Origin of the sequence: Anabaena lutea FACHB-196 (assembly GCF_014698305.1) — a bacterium.
Classification (GTDB): domain Bacteria; phylum Cyanobacteriota; class Cyanobacteriia; order Cyanobacteriales; family Nostocaceae; genus Anabaena; species Anabaena lutea.
In genome coordinates this window covers 34,893-49,043 of record NZ_JACJST010000029.1, presented here as the reverse complement: position 1 = coordinate 49,043, position 14,151 = coordinate 34,893, and the positions used below count along the sequence as shown (strand labels likewise).

Below are 14,151 nucleotides of genomic sequence, written 5' to 3'. Positions count from 1 at the left end.
AAAATAAATTGATACAGCTTATAACCCTTTAAAATACTCTCGACCTGGTGCATCTTCTGACTCTAGTGTAGTTTTTAGGTAGACTACGATTTTACATCTATCTGCACCCTCTGCTATTGTCTCTTGCAACTCTACTTTGGCGTATCCCAAATTATCAGATGTAATAGCTCCAAAGACGTTTGATGTCATCATACACATAGCAGGACGATCAATTACTTTTTCTGCAAATGGACAGATGTGGTTTCCAAAGACGATTTTTTCATCATTCTCCTCAATGACATAAAAACCGCCCTGGATTCTTTTTTTCAAATCAATCAAGACTTCAACAACTTGCTGACGATCAAGATTTGATACTTTCAGGGCAGACTTATAATCCTGGTTAATCTGCCTACCCATGCTTTCACCCACTACGCTAATAAATCCAGCGGCTTCTTCCAACCCTACTACGTCCTGTAATGTCCCTGATAATTCTCTAATTAATGTACGCAAAAAAACATCCCGTTCTAAAGGGACATTGATATTATCTAATGATTGCTGAGGGTATTGGTTCATAAATTTTGAAACCATTTTTTTTGAACTATACTTCTATTCCAAAAATGGGTTGTAAGCGAATATTTCATTGATCATTAACGCAACCTTAATCTCCACAACACCGAACCCGCACTAGGGAGGTTGTGTCTGTGTCGCTGCGATTTTCTCCCCAACCAAAAAAACCTGCCATTCTGTTATTTTATATATAAACAGGCAGGTTTAGTCAGTCCATAACTGCTGTTATCGACCGAAGTATTTTGTGAGGCAAGGATAATAGAAAGAGCCAATCAGCCAATGTGCCTTTAATTTGCTTCAATCAGTAGCGTTGGCAAGATGTTTTGACGTTCTGACGCTCTGATACAGTTGAAATGATAATCAGCTTACTACTTAATTTTCTGTTTAATAAATGTTACTACCTGAGTTAGCTGCTTTTTCAAGTTATCAATTTCTGCTTGCATCTTGACAATTTTGGCATTTAGTGCCTCAATATCGGCAGAAGAACTACTGCCCTCCACAGTAGGTTTCACCGCTACTAGTTCTTTTTTAGGCACTGTTACCACTGGGGAAACAGTGTCTGTAGTACCTTTTTTCGCAGCTATAGCCATAGCTGATTTAATAGCATTAATCAGCTGTCTCTGGTCAAAAGGCTTGTTGAGAAATTCAAAATATTCAAACGGTTCAGGAATTTTTTCCGTTACCTCTTCCTTGCGACCAGACATGATCACCAAAGGAATTTTCTTTAATTCTGAGTTGGCTTGAATTTTCTGGAAAACTTCCCAGCCACTCATTTTTGGTAGTATGAAATCTAACATGATCAAGCTGACTTTTTCCTGAAGGATGAGATTATATCCTTCGAGACCGTCTTTTGCTTCCAAGACTTCAAAATTGCCCTGCTGAGGCAACATTTGTCGTACTTTTACCCTAACAACTGTGGTGTCATCAATAACTAGAATTTTGTTTGCCACGACTGATTACTCTACCAGAAAGTTTAAGTGTAGATGGCTGGTTGCCGATTGAAATGAAGAATTCTCCCACTATATACAAAATTTATGTAAATTGGGGGAGAGTATATTTCTGTATAAGTGTCAAAAACGCAAGTAGTTTATTAAACAGCCGTCTGTGCTGTGATCAATTTGTATCATAGTAATTTAATCAAGTGGAAAACTCGTACTAATGTTCAGTGATCAATTATCAGTAGCTTTAAAAGTCTGATGCGACCGAAGAGGACGCTCCAGATGGGGAAACGCGGTGACGCGGAGAGATTATCCCCGTGTCTCCGTGTCCCCGTATCTTCTTCAAAGGTTTTCTATCTGATTTAAGCTAATCCATTATTTCTGCCAACCTGCATTAGTATATCTTTTATCTTTATTTTTGGCTCTCATTCCTGATATCTATGATTTATTCACGACAAGCCGAACTCAAATCAGAAATTACAGCAATGCCTAGCTGGTTACGTCGTCCTCTGGGCAAAGCCAGTGATATCTCTACTGTACAACGTATCATTAAGCAGCGGCAAATTCACACAATTTGTGAAGAAGGACGCTGCCCCAATCGAGGGGAATGCTACGCCCAAAAAACCGCTACTTTTTTACTGATGGGACCAACTTGCACGCGCTCTTGTGCTTTTTGTCAAGTAGATAAAGGTCATGCACCAATGCCTCTAGATATGGAAGAACCGCAAAAAGTAGCAGAGGCAGTACAAATTTTGGGGTTGCAATATGTGGTGCTGACTTCTGTAGCCCGTGATGATTTGTCAGATGGGGGCGCGGGTCATTTTGTGACGACGATGGAGGCTATCCGCCAAATCAACCCAGCAACTGAAATTGAAGTTCTGACACCTGATTTTTGGAGTGGTGCGGGTGTAGCAGGACAACGCCAGCGGATAGGGATGATTGTTGCCGCTCAACCAGCTTGTTTTAACCATAATGTGGAAACAGTACGCTCTCTAACTGGGCCTGTGCGCCGGGGGGCTAAGTACGATCGCTCTTTAGAAGTGCTGGCGACAGTCAAAGAAATCGATGCCTCTATTCCCACTAAATCAGGTTTGATGCTGGGACATGGAGAAACGATTGAGGAAGTAATCGAAACAATGGCGGATCTGAGGGCTGTAAAGTGCGATCGCTTAACTATAGGTCAATATATGCGCCCTTCTTTAGAACATCTACCAGTGCAAAAATACTGGACACCAGAGGAATTCGAGGAACTTGGCAGCATCGCCAGAGATATGGGATTTAGCCACGTCCGTTCTGCCCCTTTAGTTCGTAGTTCCTACCATGCGGGATCAGCTAACAGTTAAAGCAGGTGACAGAGCTAAAAGTCTTTTTGTGTCTAAGTTTTAGCATTGCTTGATGTCCTAACAGCCTTGTCTGTTGCTATAACCGTAAACGGACGATTCCCTGTTCTTACAAAAATATTTTTAAAGAATTTGGGCAATTGGCGCTGCTGTTTGGTATTTCTTAAAAAGTCACCAAATTTAGGAGAACTGCTAATGACAGCTAAAGGCAAAACTGCTGCTAAACCTACCTACGTCTTTCGTACAGGTTGGGCTTTGCTACTGTTGGCTATCAATTTTTTGGTAGCAGCTTATTATTTCCACATCATTGAGTAGTTAGAAGTGGACTGGTGCTGCTCAAATCAGTGAACAGTTATCAGGGACATGGCGTAGTGTTTCACACCCGCTATGTCACTGGTAACGGAAAACTGCTCACTGTTAAATCGTGCCTTTAAATAAACCTTTGGGACGAATGAGCAGCACCAAAATCATCATAAACAAAGCTACACCTTGTTTATATTGAGAACCCAGCCAAAGAGTACTCACTTCTTGTACGATGCCAATGATGAAAGCCGCTGCGATCGCACCATAAGGATTGCCAATTCCCCCTAAAATCACAGAAGCAAATAAAGGCAAAATCAAAAACCAGCCCATATTCGGTCGTACAGCAGTAATCAAACCATACATACTGCCGCCTAAAGAAGTGAAAGTTCCCGCAATTACCCAAGTCCAAAGAATTACTCTATCAACGTTGATGCCAGATACTCTCGCTAAGTCTAAATCGTCAGCAACAGCCCGCATTGCTTTGCCAATTTTGGTGTTTTGCAGGAGGTAGTGTAGGAACACAATCGCCAGCACGGCTAACCCCAGTACCCATAATTGATTTTGCGGTACTTTTAATTGCCCAAATTCTAAAGCCGGAATTACAGGCAGATTATAGTCGAGGTTTTTACCGCCCCAAATGAAAATAATGCCATTGCGGAGAAATAAAGCCAGTCCAATGGAAATAATTATTAGTGTTGTCGAAGTAGCACGGATAGACCGCATTCTTGACCAGAGCAATTTTTCTGCCACTAACATCGCTGCTACTGTTCCCCCAGCCGCTAAAATCATTGATAGCCAAATATTTAGACCGAGGTTATTTACCAGTAGAGTGAGATAAGCTCCCAAGGTGAGAAAGTCACCGTGAGCAAAGTTAGATAATCGTAAAATTCCATAAGTAAGCGTGAGTCCAACTGCTGCTAGAGCAATAATGCTGCCCACAGCAATACCGTTGATCATTAATTGAGCTAGTTGTGTATCCATAGTTTTAAGTCTCTATTAAGAAAATTTTCGGTGTGTAATTTCCTTCAATAATGGTGCGATTAGCAGTTAAAATTGACACTATCAGTTATATTTGACAAATAGAAAAATTTTGTACGTTAATATACATAAAATCAGGTTCATATTTTCTTGCAAAGATCACTTTTTTCAGTGGTCTAGTTGACCATGCAGCAGTCTTCAAGCTTACCAGAACAGAACTCACAGATAGATAAAACTCCAGCACTTTTGACAACAATCCAGCACCTGCGGGAGCAATTGTGGTTAGAAAGCAGCTTGAACCAATTGCAGTGTCGTCTCAACGATTGTCTGCTTTCTGCTTCTACCCAAATGTCACAGACAAGACCTCCAGAAGCAGAAATTTTCCAAATCGTGGTCAACTTACTTCACAAGGCTTTAAGTGGCAGTCGAGTGCAGTGTGCCGTTGGTATTGCTCTGTTTCAACCACAAGAAACAGTTGGTCAGGTCTGTTATGTTTCGGCTTCTCCCAGTTCACAAACTTTGACCTTGGAAGTAAGATCCACAAAAGGAACAAAGCTGCGATTGCGATTACACGCTGCCATTAGATTTGAAGATGTGCAGCAGATGGAGAGACAAAAACCTGCCAGCGCTTGGCCTTTGGTTGAGGATTCTAGCGGTGTCAAGGGATGGCTGATTATTGCCACAGCTAACTCCAACTCTAATTGCGAACCACTCAACCCATCCCTAAATGAACTGCGATCGCAACTAATCAACAAAACAGTCGAGTATTGCGATCGCACCTTAGCACAACTTAAGCAAATACAATCTTGGCAACAACATAGTGAACAGTTAGCAAGCTTCAATCAGGAACTAGAACGCACCAATCAACTCAAAAACCAGTTTCTGGCTAATACCAGTCACGAAATTCGTACCCCGCTTAGTTCGATTATTGGATTCACCCATCTGCTGCTGGCACAAGGCTACGAACCAGAAAAACAGCGTCACCAAGAGTATCTACACATCATCCAATCTAGTGGTAAGCATTTGCTAGGTCTGATTAATGATATTTTGGATCTCTCCAAAATTGAAGCTAATCAAATGGAAGTGCAATGGGATGTAGTTGATGTACCGATACTATGCCGCAATGTTTTAGCTTTGGTCAAAGAAAAAGCCGCTAATAAAGGTTTGAAACTACGACTAGAAATAGACCCTGATATCAAAAATTTAGTAGCTGACCCTTTGCGACTTAAACAAATGCTATTAAATTTACTTTTCAATGCCGTCAAATTTACAAATTTAGGCAGCGTCGGTTTACGAGTAACTACGCAAGATTTATATTTACGTTTTACCATTTGGGATACTGGGATTGGCATCTCTCCTGAAAATCAAGCTTTACTATTTCGTCCTTATAGCCAAATTGCTAACTCTGCATCTAGTAGCAATGAAGGTACTGGTTTGGGGTTAGTAGTGACTAAGCAACTGGCAGAAATTCATGGTGGTTCTTTAGAATTGGAATCGGAAGTAAATCGCGGTTCCTGTTTTACCATCCTCCTTCCCCTAAAGCCAACGGGAAAGGTATTAGAAGCTATAGAAGTAAAGGCCGCAAAGGATTTAGAAATTAGTCAAGATTTAAATAATTATTCTGCATCCCTAGCTGAATCTGGTGATGTTATTAGTTCTTCAAAACAAGTTTTATTGGTAGAAGATGATTTAGCCAATGCTGAATTAATGCGAATTTATCTGGGTAGATTGGGTTATCAGGTAACTTGTGTGAAGAATGCTTTTGAAATGTGGACGATACTTTCACAGATGCAACCAGCAATCATTTTAATCGATGTCAGCCTCCCAGATGCCAATGGTTTGAACTTGGTACAACAACTGCGAGAAAATTCTCAATACCAAAATATACCCATAATTGCTCAAACAGCGATGGCTATGAAAGGGGATAGAGAAACTTGTCTAGCCGCCGGTGTCAATGACTATATTTCTAAACCACTAGATTTACAACTTTTAGGTAGTATGGTAGCCAAGTATAGCTAATTATCAGAATCAGGATTTAAGGAGGTATAGGATGATGATATTTGATTATTTGTCAGAATCAGGATTTATAGGATTTAAGGATTTACAGAATCATGATTTTTGATTATTTGTCAGAATCAGGATTTACAGGATTTAAGGATTTACAGAATCATGATTTTTGATGATGTGTTGTGATATATCCATAATTAGGGATTAATTATCAAGTACAAATCCTAAAAATCCTCTAATCCTGATAGCGCAGCTTGGCGTATGACTTATACGTCGTCACGCCAGCTAAAGCCATGCATCCTGATTCTGACAAAAAATTAGGCTAAAACCCTATTCCCTCCAGCAAGATCGCTTTACACCAACCTACTTACCAGTTTTTTAGAGAAGATAACGGTCTGCTCTTCTAAAATAGAAGTTGTCGGGTGCTATAAAGTTTTGGCAGGATTGGGAAATGAAACTAACAGAAAAACTAGAACAATTAAAAGCATTATTTGCAGAAATGGAGCAGGCTTTGATTGCCTACTCAGGAGGAGTTGACAGTACATTAGTGGCTAAAATTGCCTATGATGTGTTGGGCGATCGCGCTTTGGCTGTAACTGCTGTCTCTCCTTCCCTATTACCAGAAGAGTTGGAAGACGCGAAAATTCAAGCCGCAACTATCGGGATTCACCATCAAATCGTCCAGACTCACGAGATGGAAAATCCCAATTACACCTCTAACCCTGTTAACCGCTGCTATTTTTGCAAAAGTGAACTGCATGATACACTCAGGCCTTTAGCTTTAGAGTTAGGCTATCCCTATGTGGTAGATGGCGTAAACGCCGATGATCTGCACGATTATCGCCCCGGAATTAAGGCTGCAAAAGAAAGAGGTGCGCGATCGCCCTTAGCCGAAATTAGTGTCACCAAAGCCGAAGTCCGTCAACTTTCTCAACAACTCGGTTTACCTTGGTGGGATAAACCCGCTCAACCTTGTCTGAGTTCTCGCTTTCCCTATGGTGAAGAAATTACTATCGCCAAGTTACAGCGAGTTGGTAGAGCAGAAATTTATCTACGAAAATTAGGTTGGGAGAATTTACGAGTGCGTTCAGCAGATGATACAGCACGCATTGAACTACCACCAGAAAAAATTAAAGATTTTGTCTTGACTACAGATTTACCCACTTTAGTTAGTGCATTTCAGAATTTGGGCTTTATCTACGTCACCCTAGATTTAGAAGGTTATCGCAGTGGCAAGTTAAATCAGGTTTTAAACTACCAGATACCCAGCATCTTGGCAAAGTCGGGTATCTGAACCTTTCCATGAGAGCAAATCAAATAAGAATGCTACCTATAACCTGATCATCATTTAAACTGCATCAAAACCTTTCCTTCCGCGTCTTGATCATACTAAAAACACATTAGCTGAAACTCAATTCGCCCGTTGAGCAACTCTGTATTCTATTTGCTGGAGGGCTGATCGCCATACATCATATCCCTCTGGTGACAAATGCACCCCATCTGTTGTCAACTCTGAAAGTAAGTTGCCCTGAACATCTGTAAACCAATTGTGGATATTTAAATAATTAGCACCTTCTTGTTTAGCAATCACACCAATTTGGGCATTGAGGTGACGAATACGGCTGTTAGGAATTTTCGTCCGGCGAATCGGCAAAATTGATTGGACAATGATCCGACTTTTGGGGTGAGTCTGGCGTAAGCGGCGAATAATCAGGCGTTGATTATGCAAAATTGACAAGTCACTAGCACCCTTGAGTAAATCATTGATACCCACCATCAGATAAATCACTTCCGGCTTTGTGGCTGAAAATGCCGCTAATCTTTTGAAAACTCCTATGGAACTATCTCCAGATATGCCTTGATTTAACCACAATTTACCAGCAGGCAGTTTTTCTTTAGGAAACCACAGACTCAAAGAATCACCCACCAAGATACTCAAACGATTTGTACCTTGTCCTTGGGAAATAGCTCTGGCTTCCATAGCTAATAAGTCTTTCCAATCCTCATAGCTGAGTTTCTGTTTTTTAGTGGACTTCCAAGAAGACTGTAAATCCTCATCATCCACACGAGTGTAAATTTGACCAGTTCTTAGAGACGCTAATCTCAGATAGTAAAGTTGATTCCCAGATACGGGAATTTGGTTAGTTGGTTGGGAACTGAAGTTCAGTGATGATTTTATGGGTGTTGGCAAAACGTAGTTCTTGACTTGTGCTAACAAGATGTCAACACTAGGTATTATTTGTTTACCTGAGGTGGGCTGTAAATTCCTAGCGGAAACAGATTGACTACTGAATTCTGGTAAAGAAATATCAACACTGGGGATAAATTTTTTACCTACTTGTAACTGTGAATCCTGTGGGAAATTCCACAGGAATTCAGTATTTTCTGGCGGGATACTCGACATCTTTGGGAGAGCCGATGCTGGTACTGCCAATCCTGTTAACAAGCTCGCTGCCAACAGATAAGGTTCCGTCATCGTTTTTTCTTTCCTCGTAAGTACTCACTGCTTTTCCTTATGACAGCCTTATCGGACTGAATTCAGGAAAATTTTACTTTCCTTACGCTTGTATCAAGATCCCCCGTCAGAATAGTTTTTTCGCAAAATTAGTATAAATTGTAACTATAAGCATTTTTATGAAAATTTTCGCTATATACAATAACTGCCTTTAACGTGCTAGGATTTATCCGCAGTCGTTAATGTTTCCCTGTTCTTCCGTGGCTAGAGCTAGTACAGCAATCGGTGTAAGTCCAATTATCAAAGAGATTGTGCAAAAACAGGCACATTCTACGCGTTTAACCCTGAAAGAAGTGATTCTTATGGGGATGTTAGCAATTGATAAACTTGATGACCAAGGTCGTCAAGAGTTAGCGGATCAAGTCCATCAAATGCAGGTCAATGGTGACATCTGAATTTGCCGCACCCAAGTTATTCCCAACGCTAGTTCGGGAATAGCGGCACACTCCTTTGTGCCTGTGATGGTTGATTCGTCATCAATATCAATGCATTTTTTTACAAATGCCCTGTTTTAGGTAAATGTTGGTAGGTTGGTGTCAGAAAGTCTGGTAGTGTTCCTTGTCGGCTTTATCTCCGTCAAACTCTAAGCATAAATTAAATGTCTATGCTTTTTGGAACTATCTACCTTGACTAAATCGATAGCCACTTCCTATTAAATAAACCTCGTTCCATTCAAAAGACATCCATCGGCGTTGTTGCATCTTGGCAACAAATTCCTTTGTCTAATGAACCTGTAAAGGGATCTGAAACCAGATCCCCTTCACGACTCAGAAACTGAGTAAAAAACTCAGTTAGCCCCTAAGGATAACGTGCTGAATAAAATTTAATTCCCGCTAATTTATAGCGGTGTAAATAAAGAAAGAAAATCAGTGTGGGCAATTTTTAGCAAATTCGGCGGAATTGCTCTCTTGTTATCCTTTGGAAATTTATCCTAGATATCATGTCCTCTAGGACATATTTTGGCTTTATAGTCATTGTTCTGTACTTTTTGTATACTCTGGCTATAAAGCTGTAAAATTTTTTGTTATCTGCCTTGGGATATGATGTTTTAAATTATCACCAAATTATATTTTTTATAATTATTTAGGTTGAGAGTTAGAGAGGTACAAATCTCTATCTTTTTTGATTAAAAATTGTTATTTTAACGCAGAGGAATACAGAGAAAACCACAGAGGCACGCGGAGATTTTATTTTTATCTTTAGTATTACCCATTTCTACCAAAGCAGGTAGATGTCAACATAATTCGTAATTGATAATAATGCTAGCCTGCCGTAGGCATTATTACGAATTACGAATTAGTAATTATTTAGTCAAATTTATGTTTCCAGCTAAAATCCCCAAATGTCACTATTCCCTTCCATGAGGAGAACACTGGGAACAGAAATGAGGGCTGAATTTACAGAACTGTCTACGAGTCAACGCATAAGTTGTACAATAGGGGAAACTTGCTACTTCTATGTAAGTGGCTTGTAAATTAGAAGCCATTGATGATGGCTCAGATAATTTAGTTTTAGGAGCTAAAAACATAGATAGAAGCTTAGGGAAAGCTAAACAAGCTGCCACATTGATGGCTGTAATTAATAATGCATCAATAAAACCCATAGGTAATCACCCCTCGATAATTAAGTGGTAACAATTCATAACTCATAACTCGTAATTAATGGCGGTAAAGAAAGTTACAGCACATTTCAGGTATTTAGTAGAGAATATAGGACAAAAGCCAATATCAAACCTGTGTTACTGCTGACTCAGAAGAAATTCGGCTGGAATTGATTTCTAGAAGTCATGAACGCCAAGCAATGTGATTTTCTCTCTTCTGCATTCATGAATAGGAGAATTGCGAATTAGCAATTATTGGGACATTGATTGGCTCTGACAGTAAAATGCATGGAACTGCCTAGAAATGAAACTATTACATTTAATCTATATAAATCCAGTTTAGCATAAATTTTTGTAAATATAATCGTTGAAATTGCAGCACTATCATCCACACAAGATGTGCAACTTTCTAAAATAGAACAAGGTTTTCAGCCTCTTTTGTATAAAATCCTGATCCTCAAAGCTTCTATGATGGTGAGCTTGAAAAAAGTTGCACATGAGGTTATACAGGGTAGACACTGTAAATATTAAATACTGTTAATACAAAGAACAACCAAATTACTTTTCAAACAACCTATTATGACAAACACCCAACCTGCGTATTCTTCGTTATCTAATCTACCTGAGCGTGAACGTCAGGCATTAAAAAGTTTGGTAGATTATACAAATGTGGAGTCGGTGGCAGAAATTTGGCCTTTAGCTGGCAAGCAATTTGGTAGCACTGTTGCCCTTCATAACCCCCACAGTAAACCAGAAATTAAGATTACCTATAGCCAGTTAGCAAGCCAAATTCAACGATTTGCAGCGGGGTTGCAGTCCTTAGGAGTAAATGTAGGTGAATGCATTTCCCTAATTGCGGACAATAGTCACCGCTGGTTTATTGCCGATCAAGGTATCATGACAGCAGGGGCAGTGAACGCGGTGCGTAGCGCCCAAGCAGAACAAGAAGAATTACTTTTTATCATTGCTAATAGTGGTAGCACTGCGGTTGTACTCGAGGATATCAAGACATTCCAGAAACTAGAGGCACGTCTGAAAGACTTACCCATTAAACTGGTAATCTTACTTTCCGACGAAGCCGCACCTGCGGCAGAAAATTTTCCAGTGCTGAACTTTTCCCAATTGCTGGAAATTGGTAGCAACCACACTTTAGTCGTCATCAAACAAAGCAGCGACACATTAGCAACGCTAATTTATACTTCTGGTACTACAGGAAAACCCAAGGGTGTAATGCTGTCTCAGAAAAACTTACTACACCAAGTAAAAAACTTGGGAGTGTTGGTGCAACCACAAGCAGGAGATATAGTCCTCAGCATTCTCCCCACATGGCACAGCTACGAACGGAGTGGTGAATATTTTTTACTTTCTCAAGGTTGCACACAAATTTACACCAATTTACGTGCTGTTAAAGATGATTTAAAAAAATTTAAACCCAATTACATGATTGGTGTACCCCGGCTATGGGAATCAATTTATGAAGGCGTGCAGAAGCAATTCCGCTCACAACCAGCCAAAAAACAGCAATTAATTAAATTCTTACTGGAAATGAGCCAGAAATACATCCAAGCGCGGCGAACTGCTCAGGGATTGAGTTTAGATCACATCAATGCCTCAGTCATTGAGCGTTCAGAAGCGAAGATAGCAGAATTGGCTTTGTTACCTTTTCATGCCCTGGGAGAAAAATTAGTTTATGCTAAGGTGCGAGAAGCGACAGGCGATCGCATTAAGCAGGTAATTAGCGGTGGAGGTGCGCTTCCCAGACATATAGATAACTTTTTTGAAATTATTGGGGTAGAGATTTTACAAGGCTATGGCTTGACAGAAACTTCACCAGTAACTCATGCGCGTCGTCCTTGGCGAAATTTGCGGGGTTCATGTGGACAACCAATTCCGGCTACAGAAGTAAAAATTGTGAATCCTGAAACTCGTCAGCCTCTAGCAGTAGGAGAACGGGGTTTAGTGTTGCTCAAAGGGCCACAAGTTATGCAGGGCTATTACCAAAATCCCGAAGCGACAAAGAAAGTAATAGATGCTGAAGGTTGGTTTGATAGCGGTGACTTGGGTTGGGTGACTCCCGAAAATGACTTAGTGCTGACTGGTAGAGCCAAGGATACGATTGTATTAACCAATGGCGAAAATATCGAACCACAGCCAATTGAAAATGCTTGCTTGCGATCGCCCTACATTGATCAAATCATGCTGGTGGGACAAGACCAGCGCAGTATTGGTGCTTTGATTGTTCCCAATATCGAAGCCTTGGAAAAATGGGCAGAAAGTCAAAATCTGAATTTCAGTACCAAGGATGATAATCTTACTACCTCAGACAGTCAAAAAGTTAACATAGAGAGTAAAATAATCCAGGATTTATTTAGGCAAGAGTTGAATCGGGAAGTGCAGAATCGTCCAGGCTATCGAGCCGATGATCGGATTGGCCCCTTCAAACTAATTCTAGAACCGTTTTCGATGGAAAATGGTCTGATGACACAAACCCTCAAAATTCGACGACACGTTGTCACCGAACGGTATCACGATATTATTGACGGAATGTTTGCCAAATAATTCCACTTGCAAACTAGTAATAGTGAACGTGAAATTTTTATGGATGTCTCCAACCCGCAATTGCTTTTAAAACGTGGCGTTAATGTGAAAGTTATCGTCACTCCCCTCTGGAAAGAGGAAGTGCAACAGCAGCTACAGGCTCAGATCAATCAACTAGATCAACAACTGCAACAACTAGACGTTGAAGGACAAAGAGCAGTTGCCGCAATTCAAAAGCAGAGTTTACAACCACCAGGCCCCCAAACCCTCCAACAAATTGACAATATCCAACTCCAAGTCAATCAAAAGAAAAGTGAACTGCTAGAACAGAAAAATCAGTTACTACAAAATCTTCAGCAAGTACAGTTTTTGGAGTTAGATCAGGAAGTCAACCAATTTCAAATGGAAGGCTTTTTCCGGGTAGAACCAGGTGATAACTTAATTAGCAAAATGCAGGTTGAAGTTGTGCTGCGTGATGGCATTGTTGAAGAAATTCGCGGTGATATCTAAGATTTAGTCATTAGACATAGGAGTGAAAAAGATTGTAGAGACGAGAATTCCTACCCAGTCACGTCTCTACAAGGGTTCTGGATAACGCATATTTAAAGAAAGGCCGATGTCTATTAGTCATGAACAATGACTAACGACAGGAGTTACTCAATTTATTATGGGCTGGACTTCTAGAAAAACATTGTACCTGGGAGCCAGCCCAGATAATTTCCCAGATGGGGGGTGAACTCACTAAAAGCGATCGCCCAAAGCGGCTCATTTCTATGCGATATCTAATGGAACTTCCAGAATTATCTTTAGCCTGCTTGACTTGTGTAATCGTCACTAAGGCTTGATTAGGTTGAGGATAAGCCACCTCTACTTGATGTATCCTCACCCCTGATGCCACCTCATCAAGAGCATTCAGAGCTAGAGTTGCAGGATCACTGCCTTGAAGTGCAGAATTGATACTTTCTAAAGGTATGGTTTGATAATGAGAACGCTCAGGGTAAGCGAGGAATTCGGAAGATTGCTTTTCTACAGACAATTTTTGCTGTTGCCCATTGGCAGTTCCAGTAATTAATGCTGGTGGCTGATGCTGGATTAAATACACTCCGGCAGCAGTGGCAAAGACGCTGAGTATCAAAATTAAAAACAATTTGAACTTTGCCGACATAATACTATTAAAGGGGAATTTCAAACAGGTTAACGACCAATTTTGAATTCTAGATTTCGCTCCCACCCCTAGCCACTGCTAATAAGCAGCTTTTATATCTTCCAAGTGGTGAATAACATAGCTATTACCGCTTTGCGGAATTCGTAATAATGCCTCCGGTCCCGCTAGGGATACGTAATAGTACCTCTGGTTCCGCTAGGGATATGTAATTCGTAATTACC

General features: G+C 40.4%; 13 protein-coding genes. 7 read left to right on the top strand and 6 right to left on the bottom strand.

The window, feature by feature from the left end; genetic code table 11:
• Positions 1 to 18 precede the first annotated feature (18 nt).
• Together H6G59_RS23495 and H6G59_RS23490 are read right to left on the bottom strand one after the other, a co-directional pair.
• Positions 19 to 552, bottom strand: a complete 534-nt coding sequence (locus tag H6G59_RS23495) for a methanogen output domain 1-containing protein (protein ID WP_190719218.1) — start codon at positions 550 to 552, stop codon at positions 19 to 21.
• Positions 553 to 914: 362 nt separating this feature from the next.
• Positions 915 to 1,496 carry a response regulator gene (locus tag H6G59_RS23490; RefSeq protein ID WP_190719215.1) on the bottom strand — a complete coding sequence of 194 codons (582 nt, stop codon included), beginning with the start codon at positions 1,494 to 1,496 and terminating at the stop codon, positions 915 to 917.
• Between the two features lie 428 nt (positions 1,497 to 1,924).
• On the opposite strand from H6G59_RS23490, the gene lipA reads away from it, so the two are divergent.
• Positions 1,925 to 2,827 (top strand): lipoyl synthase, encoded by a 903-nt coding sequence (gene lipA, locus H6G59_RS23485; protein WP_190719212.1) that lies wholly within the window; start codon positions 1,925 to 1,927, stop codon positions 2,825 to 2,827.
• Between the two features lie 192 nt (positions 2,828 to 3,019).
• Positions 3,020 to 3,139, top strand: coding sequence for a photosystem I protein PsaX (gene psaX / locus H6G59_RS23480; RefSeq protein ID WP_127054883.1), 120 nt, complete (start codon positions 3,020 to 3,022; stop codon positions 3,137 to 3,139).
• A gap of 102 nt (positions 3,140 to 3,241) precedes the next feature.
• Here the strand turns inward: psaX and H6G59_RS23475 are convergent, their stop codons facing one another.
• The gene (locus tag H6G59_RS23475) at positions 3,242 to 4,108 is read right to left on the bottom strand and encodes a branched-chain amino acid ABC transporter permease (RefSeq protein ID WP_190719208.1); all 867 of its coding nucleotides are present in this window, start codon (positions 4,106 to 4,108) and stop codon (positions 3,242 to 3,244) included.
• Positions 4,109 to 4,291: 183 nt separating this feature from the next.
• Between H6G59_RS23475 and hrmK the strand changes: the two genes are divergently transcribed.
• Together hrmK and larE are read left to right on the top strand one after the other, a co-directional pair.
• The gene (gene hrmK / locus H6G59_RS23470; RefSeq protein ID WP_190719205.1) at positions 4,292 to 6,124 is read left to right on the top strand and encodes a hybrid histidine kinase/response regulator HrmK; all 1,833 of its coding nucleotides are present in this window, start codon (positions 4,292 to 4,294) and stop codon (positions 6,122 to 6,124) included.
• Positions 6,125 to 6,563: 439 nt separating this feature from the next.
• The gene (larE, locus tag H6G59_RS23465) at positions 6,564 to 7,406 is read left to right on the top strand and encodes an ATP-dependent sacrificial sulfur transferase LarE (RefSeq protein ID WP_190719202.1); all 843 of its coding nucleotides are present in this window, start codon (positions 6,564 to 6,566) and stop codon (positions 7,404 to 7,406) included.
• Between the two features lie 117 nt (positions 7,407 to 7,523).
• Here larE and H6G59_RS23460 read toward each other — a convergent pair whose 3' ends face one another.
• Complete coding sequence (locus H6G59_RS23460; protein ID WP_190719199.1) at positions 7,524 to 8,588, bottom strand: SGNH/GDSL hydrolase family protein; 1,065 nt, start codon at positions 8,586 to 8,588, stop codon at positions 7,524 to 7,526.
• A 221-nt stretch (positions 8,589 to 8,809) separates the two neighbouring features.
• Between H6G59_RS23460 and H6G59_RS23455 the strand changes: the two genes are divergently transcribed.
• Positions 8,810 to 9,022: a hypothetical protein gene (locus H6G59_RS23455; protein WP_071188057.1), complete on the top strand. Its 213-nt coding sequence runs from the start codon at positions 8,810 to 8,812 to the stop codon at positions 9,020 to 9,022.
• Between the two features lie 953 nt (positions 9,023 to 9,975).
• On the opposite strand, the gene H6G59_RS23450 is transcribed toward H6G59_RS23455, so the two are convergent.
• Entirely contained in the window at positions 9,976 to 10,230 is a 255-nt protein-coding gene (locus tag H6G59_RS23450; RefSeq protein WP_190719196.1) for a hypothetical protein, read from the bottom strand.
• Between the two features lie 576 nt (positions 10,231 to 10,806).
• Between H6G59_RS23450 and H6G59_RS23445 the strand changes: the two genes are divergently transcribed.
• Together H6G59_RS23445 and H6G59_RS23440 are read left to right on the top strand one after the other, a co-directional pair.
• Positions 10,807 to 12,786, top strand: coding sequence for an AMP-dependent synthetase/ligase (locus H6G59_RS23445; RefSeq protein ID WP_190719194.1), 1,980 nt, complete (start codon positions 10,807 to 10,809; stop codon positions 12,784 to 12,786).
• A 39-nt stretch (positions 12,787 to 12,825) separates the two neighbouring features.
• Entirely contained in the window at positions 12,826 to 13,275 is a 450-nt protein-coding gene (locus H6G59_RS23440) for a YlqD family protein (protein WP_127054890.1), read from the top strand.
• A gap of 130 nt (positions 13,276 to 13,405) precedes the next feature.
• Here the strand turns inward: H6G59_RS23440 and H6G59_RS23435 are convergent, their stop codons facing one another.
• The gene (locus H6G59_RS23435; protein ID WP_190719192.1) at positions 13,406 to 13,930 is read right to left on the bottom strand and encodes a hypothetical protein; all 525 of its coding nucleotides are present in this window, start codon (positions 13,928 to 13,930) and stop codon (positions 13,406 to 13,408) included.
• Positions 13,931 to 14,151: the final 221 nt, after the last annotated feature.